The sequence below is a fragment of the Stenotrophomonas sp. genome, assembly GCF_032056425.1.
Classification (GTDB): domain Bacteria; phylum Pseudomonadota; class Gammaproteobacteria; order Xanthomonadales; family Xanthomonadaceae; genus Stenotrophomonas.
Genome location: NZ_DAMBCN010000023.1, coordinates 57,182 through 76,891, shown reverse-complemented (window position 1 = coordinate 76,891; position 19,710 = coordinate 57,182). Strand labels below are relative to the sequence as shown.

At 66.1% G+C, this 19,710-nt stretch carries 15 protein-coding genes; 12 read left to right on the top strand and 3 right to left on the bottom strand.

Features of this window, described 5'->3' with window-relative positions:
* Positions 1-427: 427 nt before the first annotated feature.
* From RTY46_RS15055 to RTY46_RS15045, 3 genes are all read right to left on the bottom strand, one after another.
* Positions 428-1,636, bottom strand: a complete 1,209-nt coding sequence (locus RTY46_RS15055; RefSeq protein ID WP_312709363.1) for an acetyl-CoA C-acyltransferase — start codon at positions 1,634-1,636, stop codon at positions 428-430.
* Positions 1,637-1,727: 91 nt separating this feature from the next.
* Positions 1,728-4,100, bottom strand: a complete 2,373-nt coding sequence (locus RTY46_RS15050) for a 3-hydroxyacyl-CoA dehydrogenase/enoyl-CoA hydratase family protein (RefSeq protein WP_312709362.1) — start codon at positions 4,098-4,100, stop codon at positions 1,728-1,730.
* 26 nt (positions 4,101-4,126) lie between these two features.
* On the bottom strand, positions 4,127-4,792 hold the full coding sequence (locus RTY46_RS15045) for a TetR family transcriptional regulator (protein ID WP_108752876.1): 666 nt from the start codon (positions 4,790-4,792) through the stop codon (positions 4,127-4,129).
* A 339-nt stretch (positions 4,793-5,131) separates the two neighbouring features.
* Here RTY46_RS15045 and ndk point away from each other — a divergent pair, with 339 nt between their 5' ends.
* The 12 genes from ndk to guaA all read left to right on the top strand — a co-directional run bounded on the left by ndk (position 5,132) and on the right by guaA (position 19,529).
* Positions 5,132-5,557 (top strand): nucleoside-diphosphate kinase, encoded by a 426-nt coding sequence (ndk, locus tag RTY46_RS15040; RefSeq protein ID WP_108749396.1) that lies wholly within the window; start codon positions 5,132-5,134, stop codon positions 5,555-5,557.
* 10 nt (positions 5,558-5,567) lie between these two features.
* Positions 5,568-6,773, top strand: coding sequence for a 23S rRNA (adenine(2503)-C(2))-methyltransferase RlmN (rlmN, locus tag RTY46_RS15035; protein WP_164271345.1), 1,206 nt, complete (start codon positions 5,568-5,570; stop codon positions 6,771-6,773).
* Positions 6,760-7,548: a type IV pilus biogenesis/stability protein PilW gene (gene pilW / locus RTY46_RS15030; RefSeq protein WP_312709361.1), complete on the top strand. Its 789-nt coding sequence runs from the start codon at positions 6,760-6,762 to the stop codon at positions 7,546-7,548. Before rlmN ends, pilW begins: the two co-directional genes overlap by 14 nt.
* A gap of 19 nt (positions 7,549-7,567) precedes the next feature.
* Complete coding sequence (locus tag RTY46_RS15025; protein ID WP_312709360.1) at positions 7,568-8,440, top strand: RodZ domain-containing protein; 873 nt, start codon at positions 7,568-7,570, stop codon at positions 8,438-8,440.
* Between the two features lie 64 nt (positions 8,441-8,504).
* On the top strand, positions 8,505-9,143 hold the full coding sequence (locus tag RTY46_RS15020; RefSeq protein ID WP_312709359.1) for a tetratricopeptide repeat protein: 639 nt from the start codon (positions 8,505-8,507) through the stop codon (positions 9,141-9,143).
* Positions 9,143-10,351, top strand: a complete 1,209-nt coding sequence (gene bamB, locus RTY46_RS15015) for an outer membrane protein assembly factor BamB (protein WP_312709358.1) — start codon at positions 9,143-9,145, stop codon at positions 10,349-10,351. Before RTY46_RS15020 ends, bamB begins: the two co-directional genes overlap by 1 nt.
* Before the next feature lie 15 nt (positions 10,352-10,366).
* Positions 10,367-11,764, top strand: a complete 1,398-nt coding sequence (der, locus tag RTY46_RS15010) for a ribosome biogenesis GTPase Der (RefSeq protein WP_312709357.1) — start codon at positions 10,367-10,369, stop codon at positions 11,762-11,764.
* A gap of 78 nt (positions 11,765-11,842) precedes the next feature.
* Complete coding sequence (gene moeB / locus RTY46_RS15005) at positions 11,843-12,979, top strand: molybdopterin-synthase adenylyltransferase MoeB (protein ID WP_312709355.1); 1,137 nt, start codon at positions 11,843-11,845, stop codon at positions 12,977-12,979.
* A 204-nt stretch (positions 12,980-13,183) separates the two neighbouring features.
* On the top strand, positions 13,184-15,019 hold the full coding sequence (locus RTY46_RS15000; protein ID WP_312709354.1) for a monovalent cation:proton antiporter-2 (CPA2) family protein: 1,836 nt from the start codon (positions 13,184-13,186) through the stop codon (positions 15,017-15,019).
* A 181-nt stretch (positions 15,020-15,200) separates the two neighbouring features.
* Entirely contained in the window at positions 15,201-16,079 is an 879-nt protein-coding gene (gene folD, locus RTY46_RS14995) for a bifunctional methylenetetrahydrofolate dehydrogenase/methenyltetrahydrofolate cyclohydrolase FolD (protein WP_108749405.1), read from the top strand.
* A 316-nt stretch (positions 16,080-16,395) separates the two neighbouring features.
* Complete coding sequence (gene guaB, locus RTY46_RS14990; RefSeq protein ID WP_108747812.1) at positions 16,396-17,853, top strand: IMP dehydrogenase; 1,458 nt, start codon at positions 16,396-16,398, stop codon at positions 17,851-17,853.
* Positions 17,854-17,963: 110 nt separating this feature from the next.
* Positions 17,964-19,529 (top strand): glutamine-hydrolyzing GMP synthase, encoded by a 1,566-nt coding sequence (gene guaA / locus RTY46_RS14985; protein ID WP_312709353.1) that lies wholly within the window; start codon positions 17,964-17,966, stop codon positions 19,527-19,529.
* Positions 19,530-19,710: the final 181 nt, after the last annotated feature.

Below are 19,710 nucleotides of genomic sequence, written 5' to 3'. Positions count from 1 at the left end.
GGGGGCGGGCCGCTGCAGGAAACGCCGTAAACCCATGCCTGGGGGCTCGTAGGCGCCATCCCTGGCGCCTGCGGTCCTGCATCGGCCCGCCCCCGCCTCTCGACAGTTGGCGGGTGGCGCGGACGGGAAGGGCGGAATCAAGGGCAGGGTCAAAAGCAAAAAAAAGGCAGCCATTGGCTGCCTTTTTTCGTGGATCGGGGTCAGATCCCTTTGCGCAGCAAAGGGCTCTGACCCCAGCTCTTGCCTTGCCTTTGCTCATCCCTCCGCCGCGCGGAATGATGGATGGCACGGGTGGGTGAGGCTGACCGGGACTGTCAGCGGCATGGATGCCGCTGCCAAGCCCCCAGGGACGGGTTTACGGCGTGTCCCGGGCAGCCTCACCCACCCGGGCCCCACAGCCAGCAATCAGCCCGCAGCGCTTTGAACCTTACAGCGCTTCGAAAATACCCGCGGCGCCCATGCCGGTGCCGATGCACATGGTCACCATGCCGTACTTCTGCTGGCGACGGCGCAGGCCGTGCAGCAGGGTGGCGGTGCGGATCGCACCGGTCGCACCCAGCGGATGGCCCAGGGCGATCGCGCCGCCCAGCGGGTTGACCTTGCTCGGGTCCAGGCCGCAATCGCGGATCACCGCCAGCGACTGCGCGGCGAAGGCTTCGTTCAGCTCGATCCAGTCCAGCTGGTCCTGGGTCAGGCCAGCCTGCTTCAGTGCCTTCGGAATCGCGGCGATCGGGCCAATGCCCATCACTTCCGGGCGCACGCCGGCCACCGAGAAGCTGACGAAACGCGCCAGCGGGGTCAGGCCGTAATCCTTGATCGCCTGTTCCGAGGCCAGCAGCACCGCGCCAGCGCCATCGCTCATCTGCGAGGAGTTGCCAGCGGTGACCGTGCCGCCGAACTGGCCGTTGCGGAACACCGGGCGCAGCTTGGCCAGGCCTTCGGCCGAGGAATCCGGGCGCGGGCCTTCATCGGTGTCGGCAATCCTGTTGCGGGTGATGATGCGCTGGCCGTCGGCCAGGTCCGGCAGGTGCGAGACGATCTCGTACGGGCTGATCTCGTCCTTGAACTCGCCGTTCTGGATGGCGGCCATGGCCTTCTGGTGCGAGGCCAGGGCGAACGCATCCTGCTCTTCGCGCGAGACCTTCCACTCTTCGGCCACCTTCTCGGCGGTGATGCCCATGCCGTAGGCAATGGCCACGTGGTCGTTGTCGAACACGCTCGGTGCCATCGCAATCTTGTTGCCCATCATCGGCACCATCGACATCGATTCGGTGCCGCCGGCCAGCATCAGGTCGGCGTTGCCCAGGCGGATCGCGTCGGCGGCCTGCGCCACGGCCTGCAGGCCAGAGGAGCAGAAGCGGTTCACGGTCTGCGCGGCGATGGTGTTGGGCAGGCCGGCCAGCAGCACCCCGATGCGCGCCACGTTCATGCCCTGCTCGGCTTCGGGCATGGCGCAGCCGATGATGGCGTCATCGATGCGGTTGACGTCCACGCCCGGGGCCTGGGCGACGACGCTGCGCAGCACGTGCGCCAGCATGTCGTCAGGGCGGGTGTTGCGGAACATGCCCTTGGGCGCCTTGCCAACCGGGGTACGGGTGGCGGCGACGATGTAGGCGTCCTGGATTTGCTTGGTCATTGCAGTGATCTCTCGAATAGGTTTTGTAGAGTCGAACCATGCTCGACTGCCACAGCAGGTGGTGCCGGCCACAGCCGGCACCCGCCATCAATCAGTTACGCAGCGGCTTGCCGGTCTTCAGCATGTGCGCGATGCGGGCCTGGGTCTTTTCCTGCTGGGCCAGTTCTACGAAATGCTTGCGCTCCAGGGTCAGCAGCCACTCTTCGTCCACCAGGGTGCCGCGGTCGACCTTGCCGCCGCACAGCACGGTGGCGATGCGCTCGGCAATCTCGTAGTCGTAGGGGCTGATGAAACGGCCTTCCAGCATGTTGACCAGCATCATCTTGAAGGTGGCGATACCCACGTCACCGGCCACCTGGATGCGGCGTGCCGGCAGCGGCGGGCGGTAACCGGCTTCGGCCAGTGCACGTGCTTCGGCCTTGGCGATGTACAGCGCCTCGTAGCTGTTGAACACCACCTTGTCGGTGCTGCGCAGCAGGCCCAGTTCCTTGGCGTTGACCGCCGAGTTGGACACCTTGGCCATGGCCACGGTCTCGAAGGTCTTCTTCAGCTCAGCGAACACATCACCGCCCGGGCCGGCCGCCTGTGAGGCGCGCACGGCCAGTTCCTTCAGGCCACCGCCAGCCGGCAGCAGGCCGACGCCGGCCTCGACCAGGCCGATGTAGCTTTCCAGGAAGGCCACGGTCTTGGCGCTGTGCATCTGGAACTCGCAGCCGCCACCCAGAGCCAGGCCACGCACCGCGGCCACCACCGGCACCAGCGAGTACTTGATGCGCTGGCTGGTGCGCTGGAAGTTGGCCACCATTTCCTCGAACTGGTCGACCTTGCCGGCCTGCAGCAGGCCCAGCGCGCCGGCCAGGTCGGCACCGGCGGAGAAGGGCTCCTTCTGCTGCCAGATCACCAGGCCCTGGAAGTCCTTCTCGGCGCGGCTGACGCATTCCTGCAGGCCATCGAGCACCTGGTCGGAAACGGTGTTCATCTTGGTCTTGAAGCTGACCACGGCAATGCCATCGCCGTCGTGCCACATGCGCAGGCCGTCGTTCTCGAACACGGTCTCGCCCGGGGCGAACTGCTCGCCCAGCAGCGGATCGGGGAAACGCTGGCGCTGGTACACCGGCAGCGACGAGCGCGGCAGCTTGGCGTTGCGCGACGGGCTGTAGCTGCCTTCGGCGGCGTGCACGCCGTCGCGGCCATCGAACACCCAGTCCGGCAGCGGGGCGCTGCTCATGCTCTTGCCGGCCACGATGTCATCGGCAATCCACTGTGCCACCTGCTTCCAGCCAGCGGCCTGCCAGGTTTCGAACGGGCCCAGCGACCAGCCGTAGCCCCAGCGGATGGCCAGGTCCACGTCGCGCGCGGTCTCGGCAATATCGGCCAGGTGGTAGGCGCTGTAGTGGAACAGGTCGCGGAAGGTCGCCCACAGGAACTGCGCCTGCGGGTGCTGGCTTTCGCGCAGCTTGGCGAACTTCTCGGCCGGGTTCCTGATCTTCAGGATCTCGACCACTTCCGGGGCGGCAGTGCGATCGGCGGCGCGGTAGTCCTGCTTCTCCAGGTCCAGCACCACGATGTCCTTGCCGACCTTGCGGAAGATGCCGGCGCCGGTCTTCTGGCCCAGCGCGCCCTTGGCAATCAGCGCGTCCAGCCACTTCGGCGACTTGAAGAATTCATGCCACGGGTCGTTGGGCAGGGTGTCGCCCATGGTCTTGATGACGTGGGCCATGGTGTCCAGGCCGACCACGTCGGAGGTGCGGTAGGTGGCCGACTTCGGGCGGCCCACCAGCGGGCCGGTCAGGCCGTCCACTTCATCGAAGCCCAGGCCGAACTGCTGGGTGTGGTGGATGGTGGACAGGATCGAGAACACGCCGATGCGGTTGCCGATGAAGTTCGGGGTGTCCTTGGCGTACACCACGCCCTTGCCCAGGGTGGTGACCAGGAAGGCTTCCAGGCCTTCCAGCACCGCCTTGTCGGTGGTGGTGGCCGGAATAAGTTCGGCCAGGTGCATGTAGCGCGGCGGGTTGAAGAAGTGCACGCCGCAGAAGCGGTGGCGCAGCTGTTCGGGCAGCACGTCGGCCAGCTTGTTGATGCCCAGGCCCGAGGTGTTGGAGGCCAGCACCGCGTGGTCGGCCACGAACGGGGCGATCTTCTTGTACAGGTCCTGCTTCCAGTCCATGCGCTCGGCAATGGCCTCGATGATCAGGTCGCAGTCCTTCAGCTGCTCCAGGCTGGTTTCGTAGTTGCCCGGGGTGATGGCTTCGGCCAGCGACTTGCTGGCCAGCGGCGCCGGGCTCAGCTTGCCCAGGTTGGCGATTGCCTTCAGCACGATGCCATCGGCCGGACCTTCCTTGGCAGGCAGGTCGAACAGCACGGTATCGACGCCGGCGTTGGTCAGGTGGGCGGCGATCTGGGCACCCATGACGCCGGCACCCAGCACGGCGGCGCGGCGGACTAGCAGGGAATTGGACATGGTGTAGGGCCTTTGTTGGTCAGCAGTTACTGGGTGGAATCAATGGAAGCGGGCAGGGCGCTGTCGCGTGCGGCGGCGCGGAACCCGGCTTCGGCGAAATGGATCAGTTCGTGGGCGGCATGGGCACGATGCGCCGCTTCGGTGACACCGGCGGGTCGCTTGATCAATCCGAAATCGGCCATGGCGTAGGTGAGCGAGCCGGCCAGGAAATCCAGCCGCCAGTACAGCTCCTCCTTGCTCAGGCCGGGCACGCACTCGGCGATGGCCTTGCCGAACGCGCGCAGCACGTGGCCGTAGTGGTCGGACAGGAACTTGCGCAGGTTGTCGTTCTTTTCGGCGTAGGCGCGGGCGATCACGCGTACGAAGGCGCCGCCGCTCTGGCGGTCCTGGGCCATGGCCAGTGCCGGTTCCACGAAGGCGGCCAGCACCGGGCGCAGCTGGCCGGGGTGTTCGCTGCGGGCGCGCTCCAGCTGGGCCAGGCGTGCGGCGGTCATTTCGTCCATGCGCCGGCGGAACACCTCGTTGACCAGATTTTCCTTGGAGCCGAAGTGGTAGTTCACCGCCGCGATGTTCACGTCGGCCTGGCTGGTGACCTGGCGCAGGGACGTGCCGGCGAACCCATGCTGGGCGAACAGCTCCTCGGCGGCACCGAGGATCCGGTCCTTGGTCGAGAAGTGGGCGGGTTTGGCCATGGGGCGGCGGACCTTAATCAAACGATTGTTTGATATTAGGACCAGACGGGGGCGTATGGCATTTTGCAGTGCAGCAAAAGCACAGGGCCGGTTACAGGGCATTCACCCGAAGGACCGGGGTCGGATCCCCGAAGGGGCTCCGACCCCTTGGCCGGGTTGGGAAAGGGGGTCAGAGCCCCTGCGGGGGTCTGACCCCGGCTGCCAGCCATGGGCTGGCACTACTACGCGGGATCTTTTACAATCCGCGCACGTTTATCAGGCTAAGCCCGCGTCCCGACGCGGGTTTTTTTCATGTTACCCTTCGGGCCATCAGCGGCCCGATCCCATTGGAGACATCCCATGGCGCTGGAGCGCACCCTTTCGATCATCAAGCCGGACGCCGTTGCCAAGAACGTCATCGGCGAAATCTACGCCCGCTTCGAAAAGGCCGGCCTGAAGGTCGTGGCCGCCAAGTACAAGCAGCTGTCGCGCCGTGAAGCCGAAGGCTTCTACGCCGTGCACCGCGAGCGTCCGTTCTTCAACGCGCTGGTCGAGTTCATGATCTCCGGCCCGGTGATGATCCAGGCCCTGGAAGGCGAGAACGCCGTCCTGGCCCACCGCGACCTGCTGGGCGCCACCAACCCGAAGGACGCTGCGCCGGGCACCATCCGCGCCGACTTCGCCGATTCCATCGATGCCAACGCCGCCCACGGCTCGGACTCGGTCGAGAATGCCGCCATTGAAGTGGCCTACTTCTTCGCCGCGACCGAAGTCGTTTCGCGCTGAGAGTGATGCCGTGAACGAGGTCGTACAGTCCCCCGCCATCCAGCCGCTGCCGAAGTCGGCACCCACGGCTGGCAAGCAGAACCTGCTCGACCTCGATCGCGCGGGCCTGGAACAGTTTTTCGTCGAAAAACTCGGCGAAAAGAAATTCCGTGCCCATCAGGTGATGAAGTGGATCCACCATCGCTACGTCACCGATTTCGATGAGATGACCGATCTCGGCAAGGTCCTGCGCGCCAAGCTGCAGGCCCATGCCGAGGTCGTTGTTCCCAACATCGTGTTCGACAAGCCCTCCGCCGACGGCACCCACAAGTGGCTGCTGGCGATGGGCGTGGATGGCAAGAACGCCATCGAGACCGTGTACATCCCCGACAAGACCCGCGGCACGCTGTGCGTGTCCTCGCAGGTTGGTTGCGGCCTGAACTGCACGTTCTGCTCCACCGCTACCCAGGGCTTCAACCGCAACCTGACCACCGCCGAGATCATCGGCCAGGTGTGGGTTGCTGCGCGCCATCTGGGCAACGTGCCGCACCAGATGCGCCGCCTCACCAACGTGGTGATGATGGGCATGGGCGAGCCGTTGATGAATTTCGACAACGTCGTGCGTGCCATGAGCGTGATGCGTGACGATCTGGGCTATGGCCTGGCCAACAAGCGCGTGACGCTTTCGACGTCCGGGCTGGTCCCGCAGATCGATCGCCTGTCCGCCGAAAGCGACGTGTCGCTGGCCGTTTCCCTGCATGCGCCGAACGATGCACTGCGCGAAACGCTGGTGCCGTTGAACAAGAAGTACCCGATCGCCGATCTGATGGCCTCGTGTGCCCGCTACCTGCGCGCCAACAAGCGCCGCGAGTCGGTCACCTTCGAGTACACCCTGATGAAGGGCATCAACGACAAGCCCGAGCATGCCCGCGAGCTGGCCCGCCTGATGCACCAGTTCGACAACGCGGTGCAGGCCAGGGATTCGGGCAAGGTCAACCTGATTCCGTTCAACCCGTTCCCGGGCACCCGCTACGAGCGCTCCGAAGAGGCGCATATCCGCGCCTTCCAGAAGATCCTGCTGGACAGCAACGTGCTGACCATGGTCCGCCGCACCCGTGGCGACGATATCGACGCGGCCTGTGGCCAGTTGAAGGGCCAGGTGATGGACCGCACGCGCCGCCAGGCGGAGTTCAACAAGACGCTGCAGGCAGGGAAGGGGAGTGATGCAGCGGCTTGACCGCCGGTTGCCGGCCCTGTTCGCAGGCATGCTGGCAGTGGCTGCCAGCGGCTGTACCACCACTTCTGAAATTCCCATCGGTCCCGGTGGCGTGGCCCCGGTGCATACCGTGCGCGACGACCCGAACGTCCGCCAGCAGTTCAAGTACGACGACATGCTGGCGTTGGCCGCCCGCGATCTGCAGGTGGGCAATCTGGACGAGGCCGAGCGCAAGACCCGGCAGGCGTTGAAGATCCAGCCCAATGGTGTGGACGCGCTGATGCTGCAGGCCGGGGTGGACGACCGCCGGGGCCGCCAGCAGCAGGCCGGCGACGGCTTCCGTCGCGCCGCCGAACTGGCCCCGCAGCGGGGGGATGTACTGAACAATTACGCCGCCTGGCTGTGCCAGCACGGCCAGGCCGCCGAATCGCTGGTCTGGTTCGACCGCGCCCTGCAGGCGCCGGGCTATGCCACCCCCGCCGCGGCGCTGGCCAATGCCGGTGGCTGTGCACTCGACGCCGGGCAGGTCGAGCGTGCCGAACGCGACCTGCGGACCTCGTTGCAGCATGCCCCGCAGAACCCGGTGGCACTGGAAGCGATGGCCCAGCTGAGCTTCCGCCAGGGCCAGTACATGGCCGCGCGGGCCTTCGCCGAACGTAGGATTGCGGCTGCACCGGCCACGCGTTCCGTGTTACAACTTGCGTCTGACATCGAAGCGCGACTGGGCGATCGGGCGGCATCTGATCGCTATCTGCAGCGGATTCGACAGGAATTTCCGCAGGATGCGGGCTCCTAAACTCCAGGGTTGATGCATTGTGATTGATGACCAGACTGTGAGCGCTCTCGATACTGCGGCCGGCTGCGGCACCCGCCTGCGCCAGGCCCGCGAGGCGGCCGGACTGACCCTTGAGGACGTTGGCACGCGCCTGCGCATGCCCGTCCAGGTGGTGAAGTCGCTGGAAGAGGAACAATGGCAGAAGCTGGGGGCGCCGGTGTTCGTGCGCGGCCAGCTGCGCAGCTATGCGCGCCTGCTGAATGTCGATATCAGCCAGTTGCTGGAGCAGGCCCAGGTCGGGCCGGTGGTGCCGCCCACGCTGGTCAGCCATACCCATACCCCGCGTGCACGCCGCATTGCCGAAAACCTCGGCCGCCGTGCGCTGTACGTGGGCATTACCGCCGTGCTGGCGGTGCCGGTGTGGTTCGCCACCCGCGGCCACTTCGATGGCAGCGCGCCGGCGCCGAACACGGCCTCGCTCGACGCCATTCCGGCTGCGGTGCCGGTCACCCCGCCGGTGGCGGGCAGTGATGCCGCCGTGGCCAGTGCGCCGGTGGCCGCCCCGGCCGCCAAGCCGGCGGCAGCGCCCTACGTGGCCTCGCTGACCCCGGTGCCGCGCCCGGCACCGGCTGCTCCGGCCGCGGCCGCCGCCAATCTGGACATGCAGTTCAGTGGCGACAGTTGGGTGGATATTGCCGGCCCCGATGGCGGCACGGTCGAGAAGGCCCTGATCAAGGCCGGCGAGCGCCGCAGCTTCACCCCCGGCCAGGTCACCCGCGTCACCCTGGGCAATGCCTCGGCGGTGCAGGTTCAGCAGAACGGCGCTATCGTCGATCTGAGCCCCTACCAGCGAGCCAACGTGGCCCGCTTTCAGGTATCCTCTGAAGGCTCCGTTGTCCCGGTTTCACACTGAGACGCGGTTTCACCACCTTCGATAATCCCAATGGTCCCTCCCGATGGGCGGGGCGAGAGTACGCATGGCGATCGACGATCTGCTCGACGAGCACGAACAAAGTGAACGCGTCCGCAGCTGGCTGCGGAGCAATGGCGCCAGCATCATCGGTGGCGTAGTCATCGCCATCGGTGCCATTGCCGGCTGGCAGTGGTGGCAGCAGCAACAGGGCGGCAAGCTGGCCTCGGCCAATGTCGAGTACCAGAAAGCCCTGGTGGGCCTGGAACAGAACAAGCTGGACGACGCCGCCAAGGCGGTGAGGGCGCTGGAGGCTGGCCCGTCCAGCATCTACGGCGATCTGGCCGCCCTGCAGCTGGCCAAGGCCCAGGTCGATGCCGGCAAGAACGAAGAAGCGCTGGCCACCCTGCGCGCGGTCAAGGTTGAAGGTGACCTGCAGCGCGTGGTCGACCAGCGTGTGGCACGCCTGCTGGTGGCCACCGGCAAGAGCGAGGAAGCCATCAAGCTGCTGGGCAGTGCCACCGACAGCAGCAGCCTGGAAATCCACGGCGATGCGCTGCTGGCCCAGGGCAAGCGCGATGCCGCGCGCGAACAGTATGAGAAGGCGCTGAAAACGCTGGACGTGGCAGCGCCGCAGCGGCGCCTGCTGGAAACCAAGGTTATGGACGCTGGCGGCACCGTCGCCGCCCCTGCGGAGTCGGTTTGATGAGTCAGAAGGTCATGATCACGCGCGTCGCTTCCGTGCTGCTGCTCGGTATGGCGTTGTCCGGCTGCAGCACCATGAAGGGCTGGTTCGCCGGTAAGGATGCCGCTGCCAAGAAGGCGCAGGAGCCGGCCGAACTGGTGAAGTTCGAGCCGACCGTGAAGGTCAACAAGGCCTGGTCGGTGAACCTGGGCAAGGGCGAGCGCCGCATCGGCGTGCGCCAGGGTCCGGTGGTGGCCAATGGCCACGTGTTCGCCGCGGCCATTACCGGTGGCGTGCATGCCATCGACCTGCAGACCGGCAAGAAGGTCTGGACCTGGGAACCGACCAAGGAAAAGAAGAAGGCCAAGCTGCGCCTGTCCGGCGGCCCTGGCGTGGGTGAAAACCTGGTGGTGATCGGTACGCTTGACGGCCAGGTCATTGCCCTGGACATCAACGACGGCAGCGAAAAGTGGCGCGCCCGCGTGCCCAACGAAGTCATTGCCGCGCCGGCCGTGGCCAATGGCCTGGTGTTCGTGCGCAGCAACGATGGCCGGGTGACCGCCTTCGACGCCGGCAACGGCACCCAGAAGTGGTTCAACCCCAGCGAACTGCCGGCCCTGACCGTGCGCGGCAACGCGCCGGTGGTCACCGGCCCGGGCGTGCTGTTCATCGGCAAGGATGACGGCGCGGTGTCCGCGCTGGCAATGCAGGACGGCCGCACCCTGTGGGACCAGAGCCTGGCCACCGGCGAAGGCCGTACCGAGCTGGAGCGCATGGCCGACGTCGACGGCGCCCCGGTGCTGGAAGGCAACACGCTGTACGTCAGCAGCTTCAAGAACCAGACCATGGCCATCGAAGGCCCGACCGGTCGCCCGCTGTGGACGCGTGACCACGGTGGTGCCGGTGGCGTGGCGGTGTCGTCGGGCAATGTGTTCGTAACGGACAACAAGGGCGGGGTGTTCGGCCTGGACAAGACCAGTGGCGCTGCCATGTGGTCGCAGACCGCGCTGGCCCGTCGTTCACTCACCGGCCCGGCCCTGCAGGGCGATTATGTGGTGGTGGGTGACTACAAGGGATACCTGCATTGGCTGCAGACGTCCGATGGCGCACTGGCGGCGCGGGCCAAGAGCGGCGGTGACGCCCTGCTGGCCCAGCCAGTCGTGGCCGACGGATTGCTGCTGGTGCAGAACGTTGATGGCAAGCTGACCGCCTTCCGGTTGGCAAATTAATACGGAGTAATCGCGATGCTGCCTTTGGTCGCCCTGGTTGGACGGCCGAATGTCGGCAAGTCAACCATTTTCAATGCGTTGACCCGCACCCGTGACGCCCTGGTCCATGACCAGCCCGGCGTCACCCGCGATCGCAACTACGGCGTGTGCCGCCTGGACGAAGACAATCACTTCCTGGTGGTCGACACCGGCGGTATTGCCGAAGAAGAAGAAGGCCTGGCTGGCGCGACCACGCGCCAGGCCCGTGCCGCCGCGGCCGAAGCCGACCTGATCCTGTTCGTGGTCGATGCCCGTGAGGGCACCTCGGCCATGGACGATGAGATCCTGGCCTGGCTGCGCAAGCTCTCGCGCCCCACGCTGCTGCTGATCAACAAGATCGACGGCACCGACGAAGACAACGTGCGCTCGGAATTCGCCCGCTATGGCTTCGGCGAAATGCTGACCGTATCGGCCGCCCATCGCCAGGGTCTGGACGACCTGCTGGACGAAGTGATCCAGCGCCTGCCCGAAGAAGGCAGCGGCGAAGAGCTGGACAACGACCCGAACCGCATCCGCATCGCCTTCGTCGGCCGCCCTAATGTGGGCAAGTCGACGCTGGTGAACCGCATCCTCGGCGAAGAGCGCATGATCGCCTCGGACGTGCCGGGCACCACCCGCGATTCGATCGCGGTGGACCTGGAGCGTGACGGCCGCGACTACCGCCTGATCGACACCGCCGGCCTGCGCCGTCGTTCGCGTGTGGACGAGGTGGTCGAGAAGTTCTCGGTGGTCAAGACCATGCAGTCCATCGAGCAATGCCAGGTGGCCGTGCTGATGCTGGACGCCACCGAGGGCGTGACCGACCAGGACGCCACCGTGCTGGGCGCCGTGCTCGATGCTGGCCGTGCGCTGGTGATCGCCATCAACAAGTGGGATGGCCTGACCGAGTACCAGCGCGAGCAGGCCGAAACGATGCTGTCGCTGAAGCTGGGCTTCGTGCCGTGGGCCGAATCGGTGCGCATCTCGGCCAAGCATGGCTCGGGCCTGCGCGAGCTGTTCCGTGCCGTGCACCGCGCGCACGAATCGGCGAACAAGACCTTCACCACCAGCGAAGTGAACAAGGCGCTGGAAGTGGCGTACGAGACCAACCCGCCGCCGACCATCCGCGGCCATGTCTCGAAGCTGCGTTACGTGCATCCGGCCGGCTCCAACCCGCCCACCTTCATCGTGCACGGCACGCGCCTGAAGGAGCTGCAGGAATCGTACAAGCGCTACCTGGAAAACTTCTTCCGCAAGCGCTTCAAGCTGATCGGCACCCCGGTGAGCTTCATCTTCCGCGAAGGCACCAACCCCTACGAGGGCAAGAAGAACGTCCTCACCGAGCGGCAGGTCAAGGCAAAGCGGCGCTTGATGAAGCACGTCAAGGGCAAGTGACACGAGAGGCGGCCGCAGGGCCGCCTTTTTGTTTGTGGCGCCGGGCTGTGCCCGGCGGCTGCCGCCTACAATGGGCATATGAGCATTCCCGAGCGTTCCCCGCAGCAGGCGCACGCGCGCCTGGCCCATGGTGCGGTGCTGATTGACGTGCGCGCTGCGCATGAGCGTGCCGGTGGCATGGCGGAGGGCGCGCGCGGCGTGGCCAAGGACGATCTGCTGGCCGATTTCGCTGCGCACCTGCCTGCACCCGATCAGGAGATCCTGCTGATCTGCCAGACCGGCAAGCGCTCGGCCGATGCCGCGCAGGCGCTGATCGCGGCGGGCTATTCGAACGTGGCTTCCGTGACGGGCGGCACCGTGGGCTGGCGCGAACAGGCGCTGCCGCTGGTGCAGCCGCTGCTCTCCGCGGCTGATCAGGATTTCTACGACCGCTATTCGCGCCACCTGCTGCTGCCGCAGGTGGGCGAGGCCGGCCAGCGTCGGCTGCAGCAGGCGCGCGTGCTGGTGCTGGGTGCGGGCGGGCTGGGGTCACCGGCCAGCTTCTACCTGGCGGCCGCCGGGGTAGGGCATCTGCGTGTGGTCGACCATGACCATGTAGAGCGCAGCAACCTGCAGCGGCAGGTCGTGCATACCGAAGCCAGCGTCGGCCAACCCAAGGTGGAGTCGGCGCGCGAGCGCTTGCTGGCGCTGAACCCGACCATCGAGGTCGAGGCCGTGCGCGAGCGGGTCACGTCCGAAAATATTGATCGCCTGCTGCAGGGCGTGGACGTGGTGCTGGATGGCTCGGACAACTTCCCGCTGCGCTATCTGCTCAACGATGCCTGCATCAAGCACGCCGTGCCGCTGGTGTATGCGGCCATCGAGCGCTTCGATGGCCAGGTAAGCGTGTTTGATGCCGGCCGCCAGCGTGGCGTGGCGCCATGCTACCGCTGCCTGTTCCCGGAACCGCCGCCGCCGGAGTTCGCGCCCAACTGTGCCGAGGCCGGGGTGCTGGGCGTGCTGCCCGGCTTGGCCGGGGTGCTGCAGGCCACCGAGGTGCTGAAGCTGCTGCTGGGCATTGGCCAGCCGCTGGTCGGGCGGTTGCTGCGGTTCGATGCGCTGGGGCTGCGGTTCCGGGAAAGCCGCATTGCGCCGGACCCGACGTGCCCGGTGTGTGCGCCGGGGGCGGTGTTCCCCGGGTATATCGATTACGCCGCGTTCTGCCGGGGCGGGTGACTGTAGAGTCGAGCCATGCTCGACTGCCTTTGGCCTCACCGCGCAGAGCAGTCGAGCATGGCTCGACTCTACAATGGAACGATGATGGGTGTTATTTCCGCTGTCGTTCCGTTTTCGGCACAATCAAACGCAACGCACATGCTATTGCCGTCCACCAACTTCCCCTATCGTTGACCCCATCAACGCATCTGGGGAACACACCGCATGGCGGTAGAAGCAGCGACCAGCGAACTGGTCAAGGTCGTCGCCCTGTTGGGCGCAGCGGTGGTGATGGTGCCGCTGTTCCGCAGGCTGGGCCTGGGCTCGGTACTGGGCTATTTCACCGCCGGTCTGGCGATCGGCCCGTTCGGCCTGGGCTGGTTCTCCGACCCGCAGGCGATCCTGCATACCGCCGAATTGGGCGTGGTGATGTTCCTGTTCGTCATCGGCCTGGAAATGCGGCCCTCGCACCTGTGGAGCCTGCGCAAGGAAATCTTCGGGCTGGGCACGCTGCAGATCGTCACCTGCGCGCTGGTGCTGACCAGCATCGCCAAGCTGTTCGGGCTGCCCTGGCAGGTCGCTTTCATCGGCGCCACTGGTTTCGTGCTGACCTCCACCGCAGTGGTGATGCAGCTGCTGGCCGAGCGCGGCGACATCGCGCTGCCGTCGGGGCAGAAGATCGTCTCCATCCTGCTGTTCGAAGACCTCTTGATCGTGCCGCTGCTGGCCCTGGTGGCATGGATGGCGCCCAGCGCCGGCAGTGCCGACGGTGAGGGCTCGCGCTGGTTGTCGGTGGCCATTGGCGCTGGCGCCATCATCGGCCTGGTGCTGGTCGGCCGCTTCCTGCTGAACCCGCTGTTCCGTCTGCTGGCCGAAGCCAAGGCGCGCGAAGTGATGACCGCCGCCGCGCTGCTGGTGGTGCTGGGCGCGGCGCTGCTGATGCAGCTGTCGGGCCTGTCGATGGCGATGGGCGCGTTCCTGGCCGGCGTGCTGCTGAGCGAATCGACCTTCCGCCACCAGATTGAAGCGGACATCGAACCGTTCCGCGGCATCCTGCTGGGCCTGTTCTTCCTCAGTGTGGGCATGGCGCTGGACCTGGGCGTGGTGGCCGGTAACTGGCCGCTGATCGTCGGCCTGGTGCTGGCGCTGATGGCCGCCAAGGCCCTGTGCATCTACGTGGTGGCGCGCCTGATGGGCAGCGACCACGCGCAGGCGCTGGACCGCGGCGTGCTGATGGCGCAGGGTGGCGAGTTCGCCTTCGTGCTGTTCAGTGCAGCCGCCAGCGCCGGCGTCATCAACATGGACATCAATGCCAACTTCACCGCCGTGGTGGTGCTGTCGATGGCGCTGACCCCGCTGGTGGTGCTGGTCTACAAGCGCGTGGCGCCCAAGCCGGAAGTCAGCCTGGAAGGCGTGGACACCGCCGATGGCCTGTCCGGCAGCGTGCTGCTGATCGGCTTCGGCCGCTTCGGCCAGGTGGCCAGCCAGTCGCTGCTGGCGCGCGACGTGGACGTGACCATCATCGACAACGACGTGGACATGATCCACAACGCCGAGCGCTTCGGCTTCAAGATCTATTACGGCGACGGCACGCGGCTTGACGTGCTGCATGCCTCCGGCGCGGCCACCGCGCGTGCGATTGCGGTGTGCGTGAACAACGCCGAGGATGCAGACCGCATCGTAGAGCTGGTCGCGCACGAATTCCCGCAGGCCAAGCTGCTGGTGCGCTCGTTCGACCGCGAGCACTCGCTGCGGTTGATCCATGCCGGTGTGGATTTCCAGATTCGCGAAACCTTCGAATCGGCCTTGATGTTCGGCCAGGCCGCGCTGATGGAGCTGGGGGCCGACGAAGAGGACGCCCAGGAGATTGCCGAGCAGATCCGCGAGCGCGATGCCGAGCGTTTCGAACTGGAAATGGCCGGCGGCAGCCTGCGTGCCGGTGCGCACATGGTGTTCGGCAGCGCGCTGCCGGGCGTGCCGACCCCGACGCCGTTCACCGCGCCCAAGCGCAAGGCGCGCACGTTGAACGCCGACCAGGTGCCGGAAGAAGAAGAGGAATGAGGGGCAGGGGTCGGATCCCTTTCCAACGGAAAGGGCTCTGACCCCAAGCCTCGTAGCGTCCCCAGCTGGAGGGGTCAGAGCCCTTTGCCTGTGGCAAAGGGATCCGACCCCGTCCTGCGGTGGGCGAGGGGGCCTGAATCAGGGACAATAGCGTCCCCGCCGCCGCCTGCCCCCGCATTCGATGAACGATTCCGTCGCAACGCCTCCTGCCCGCATCCTCGATGGCCGCCGTATTGCCGAGGATCTGCTCGACAGCCTGAAGGTGCGCGTTGACGCCCGCGTCGCCGCCGGCGGCAGCCGCCCGGGCCTGGCCGTGGTGCTGGTGGGCGGTGACCCGGCCTCGACCGTGTACGTGCGCAACAAGCGCCGTGCGGCGGAAAAGGTCGGCATTGAAGCCTACGACTACGATCTGCCGGCCGGCACCACCGAGGCCGAGCTGCTGGACCTGATTGACCAGCTGAATGCCGACCCGAAGATCAACGGCATCCTGATCCAGCTGCCGCTGCCGGGCATCCCCGACGCACGCCGGCTGATCCAGCGCATCGACCCGCGCAAGGACGTGGACGGCTTCCACCCGGAAAACGTTGGCCATCTGGCCCTGCGCGAGTTCGGCCTGCGCCCGTGCACCCCGCGCGGCATCACCACGCTGCTGGGCCACACCGACCAGCCGGTGCGCGGCCGCAACGCCACCATCGTGGGCGTGAGCAACCATGTGGGCCGGCCGATGGGTCTGGAGCTGCTGATTGCCGGCTGCACCGTGACCAGCTGCCACAAGTTCACCCCCAAGGACGTGCTGGAACAGGCCGTGCGCAACGCCGACATCCTGGTGGTGGCCGTGGGCCGCCCGGGCATCGTGCCGGGTGAATGGGTGAAGCCGGGCGCGGTGGTGATCGACGTGGGCATCAATCGGCTGGACGACGGCCGGTTGGTAGGTGACGTCGGGTTTGAAGCCGCCGCCGAGCGCGCGAGCTGGATCACCCCCGTACCGGGCGGCGTGGGCCCGATGACCGTGGCCACGTTGATGCAGAACACCCTGGAAGCCGCGGAAGCCCTGAGCTGACCTGCGGTTGGGGATACCCGCCGGTGGTGGGTGCCGACCGTTGGTCGGCACAATGCCAGAGACATGCCGATCTCCCGCTCCTGGTAGGTGCCAACCTTGGTTGGCACGATCTGTCCGGCGCCCGGACCCCAGACGGGGTTAGGGCCTCTGCTGGTTTGTGCCAACCAAGGTTGGCACCTACCAAAGGCGGGATGCCGCGGCCCGGATGGCCCCTGAACCGATCGTTGCCCGCGCGACACTGCGTCGCATCTACCCCCTCCCCTCGGGCGTGAAAAAGGGGTAAAATGTCGCGCTTCCCCACATCTCGGGTATGCCGATGCTGCGCATCCAGGCTGAAGCACTCACTTACGACGACGTCTCGCTCGTCCCCGCTCATTCGACCATCCTGCCCAAGGACGTCAACCTCGAAACGCGGTTGACTCGCGACCTGAAGCTGAAGCTTCCGATCCTGTCCGCAGCCATGGATACCGTCACCGAAGCCCGCCTGGCCATTGCCATGGCCCAGCTCGGCGGCATGGGCATCATCCACAAGAATCTCAGCCTGGAACAGCAGGCCGCGGAAGTGGCCAAGGTCAAGAAGTTCGAGGCCGGTGTCATCCGCGACCCGATCACCGTTGGCCCGGAAACCACCATCCGCGACGTGCTGGCCCTGACCCAGGCGCACAACATCTCCGGCGTGCCGGTGGTGGGCAGCGACGGCCTGCTGGCCGGTATCGTGACCCACCGCGATATGCGCTTTGAAACCGAGCTGGACGATCCGGTCCGCCACATCATGACCAAGAAGGATCGCCTGGTCACGGTGAAGGAAGGCGCCGCCAGCGATGAAGTGCTGCAGCTGCTGCACCGCAACCGCATCGAAAAGGTGCTGGTGGTCAACGATGATTTCGCCCTGCGTGGCCTGATCACCGTGAAGGACATCCAGAAGAACACCGACTTCCCCAACGCTGCCAAGGATCTGTCGACCCGTCTGCTGGTCGGCGCTGCCGTCGGCGTGGGTGGCGATACCGATCGCCGCGTGGAAGCGCTGGTCGCCGCCGGCGTGGACGTGATCGTGGTTGATACCGCGCACGGCCACTCGCAGGGCGTGCTGGACCGCGTGGCCTGGGTGAAGAAGAACTTCCCGCACGTGCAGGTGATCGGTGGCAACATCTGCACCGGCGAAGCCGCACTGGCGCTGCTGGACAGCGGCGCGGACGCAGTGAAGGTGGGCATCGGCCCGGGCTCGATCTGCACCACGCGCGTGGTTGCCGGCGTGGGCGTGCCGCAGGTGACCGCCATCGATCTGGTGGCCGAAGCGCTGCAGGACCGCATCCCGCTGATCGCCGACGGTGGCATCCGCTACTCGGGCGATATCGGCAAGGCGCTGGCCGCTGGTGCCTCGACCATCATGGTCGGTGGCCTGCTGGCCGGTACCGAGGAATCGCCGGGCGAGACCGAGCTGTACCAGGGCCGTTCGTACAAGAGCTACCGCGGCATGGGTTCGCTGGCTGCCATGGAGAAGGGGTCGAAGGACCGCTACTTCCAGGACGCCGCCACCGCCGACAAGCTGGTGCCGGAAGGCATTGAAGGCCGCGTGCCGTACCGCGGCCCGGTGGGCGGCATCATCCACCAGCTGATGGGCGGCCTGCGCGCCACCATGGGCTATGTGGGCTGCGCCACCATCGACGACATGCGCACCAAGCCCAAGTTCGTGAAGATCAGCGGCGCCGGCCAGCGTGAGAGCCACGTCCACGACGTGACGATCACCAAGGAACCGCCGAACTACCGCGCCTGACGCGGGCCGGGCAAAGAGGAACGAGGAAGCTGATTCCCGTTCCTCTTTCTCTATCTGCTGTTGAAAAAGCATTCGAAGTTTCGTTTTCCCTACTGCATTGCCAGGGCGCCATGACCAACATCCATAACGACAAGATCCTGATCCTCGATTTCGGCGCGCAGTACACGCAGCTGATCGCCCGCCGCATCCGCGAGCTGGGCGTCTACTGCGAAATCTGGGCCTGGGACCACAACCCGGCCGAGATCGCGGCGTTTGGCGCCAAGGGCATCATCCTGTCCGGTGGCCCGGAATCGACCACGCTGCCGGGCGCCCCGGCCGCGCCGCAGGAAGTGTTCGACAGCGGCCTGCCGATCTTCGGCATCTGCTACGGCATGCAGACCCTGGCCGCGCAGCTGGGCGGCGCGACCGAAGCCGCTGACCAGCGCGAATTCGGCCACGCCGAAGTGAACGTGATCAACCCCGATGCACTGTTCAAGGGCCTGAGCGACCACGGCGGCGAGCCGAAGCTGAATGTCTGGATGAGCCACGGCGACCACGTCTCCGTTGCGCCGCCGGGCTTCACCATCACCGCCACCACCGACCGCATTCCGGTGGCCGCCATGGCCAACGAAGAAAAGCGCTGGTACGGCGTGCAGTTCCACCCGGAAGTGACCCACACCCTGCAGGGCCAGGCGCTGCTGCGCCGCTTCGTGGTGGACGTGTGCGGCTGCCAGACCCTGTGGACCGCTGCGAACATCATCGACGACCAGATCGCCCGTGTGCGCGAACAGGTGGGCGATGACGAAGTGATCCTAGGCCTGTCCGGCGGCGTCGATTCGTCCGTTGTGGCCGCGCTTCTGCACAAGGCCATCGGCGAGAAGCTGACCTGCGTGTTCGTGGATACCGGCCTGCTGCGCTGGCAGGAAGGTGACCAGGTGATGGCGATGTTTGCCGAGCACATGGGCGTGAAGGTGGTGCGCGTGAATGCCGCCGACCGTTACTTCGCCGCGCTGGAAGGCGTGAGCGACCCGGAAGCCAAGCGCAAGATCATCGGCAACCTGTTCGTTGAGATCTTCGATGAAGAGTCGAACAAGCTGAAGAAGGCCAAGTGGCTGGCGCAGGGCACCATTTACCCGGACGTGATCGAGTCCGCCGGCAGCAAGACCGGCAAGGCGCATGTGATCAAGAGCCACCACAACGTGGGCGGCCTGCCGGAGCACATGAAGCTGGGCCTGGTGGAGCCGCTGCGCGAGCTGTTCAAGGACGAAGTGCGCCGCCTGGGTGTTGAGCTGGGCCTGCCGCGCACCATGGTTTACCGCCACCCGTTCCCGGGTCCGGGCCTGGGCGTGCGTATCCTGGGCGAAGTGAAGCGCGAATACGCCGAACTGCTGGCCAAGGCCGATGCCATCTTCATTGATGAGCTGCGCAAGGCGGACTTGTACGACAAGACCAGCCAGGCGTTTGCCGTGTTCCTGCCGGTGAAGTCGGTGGGCGTGGTGGGCGATGCGCGCGCTTATGAGTGGGTGATTGCGCTGCGGGCCGTGGAGACGATTGACTTCATGACGGCGCATTGGGCGCATCTGCCGTATGAGTTCCTGGGGACGGTGAGCAACCGGATCATCAATGAGTTGCGGGGGGTGTCGCGGGTTGTCTATGACATCTCGGGGAAGCCGCCGGCGACCATTGAGTGGGAATGAGTTGAAAGAACGAGGGCGCCGAGAGGCGCCCTTGTTGTTTGTGAGCGTTCTGCCGTCTTCTGCTTGGGTTTTAGAGGGAGGGGGAAGTGGCTCCCAAGTTCAGGTTCGAGATTATGTAGCTTCGCTGTCGTCTCTGGCGAAGCTCTCTGGAACATTAGATATTTATTTAATGAATATTATT

Coding starts and splice junctions, on each gene's coding strand:
- RTY46_RS15055 (WP_312709363.1), bottom strand. CDS start 1,636: ATGACCAAGCAAATCCAGGACGCCTACATCGTCGCCGCCACCCGTACC.
- RTY46_RS15050 (WP_312709362.1), bottom strand. CDS start 4,100: ATGTCCAATTCCCTGCTAGTCCGCCGCGCCGCCGTGCTGGGTGCCGGC.
- RTY46_RS15045 (WP_108752876.1), bottom strand. CDS start 4,792: ATGGCCAAACCCGCCCACTTCTCGACCAAGGACCGGATCCTCGGTGCC.
- ndk (WP_108749396.1), top strand. CDS start 5,132: ATGGCGCTGGAGCGCACCCTTTCGATCATCAAGCCGGACGCCGTTGCC.
- pilW (WP_312709361.1), top strand. CDS start 6,760: ATGCAGCGGCTTGACCGCCGGTTGCCGGCCCTGTTCGCAGGCATGCTG.
- RTY46_RS15020 (WP_312709359.1), top strand. CDS start 8,505: ATGGCGATCGACGATCTGCTCGACGAGCACGAACAAAGTGAACGCGTC.
- bamB (WP_312709358.1), top strand. CDS start 9,143: ATGAGTCAGAAGGTCATGATCACGCGCGTCGCTTCCGTGCTGCTGCTC.
- der (WP_312709357.1), top strand. CDS start 10,367: ATGCTGCCTTTGGTCGCCCTGGTTGGACGGCCGAATGTCGGCAAGTCA.
- moeB (WP_312709355.1), top strand. CDS start 11,843: ATGAGCATTCCCGAGCGTTCCCCGCAGCAGGCGCACGCGCGCCTGGCC.
- RTY46_RS15000 (WP_312709354.1), top strand. CDS start 13,184: ATGGCGGTAGAAGCAGCGACCAGCGAACTGGTCAAGGTCGTCGCCCTG.
- folD (WP_108749405.1), top strand. CDS start 15,201: ATGAACGATTCCGTCGCAACGCCTCCTGCCCGCATCCTCGATGGCCGC.
- guaB (WP_108747812.1), top strand. CDS start 16,396: ATGCTGCGCATCCAGGCTGAAGCACTCACTTACGACGACGTCTCGCTC.
- guaA (WP_312709353.1), top strand. CDS start 17,964: ATGACCAACATCCATAACGACAAGATCCTGATCCTCGATTTCGGCGCG.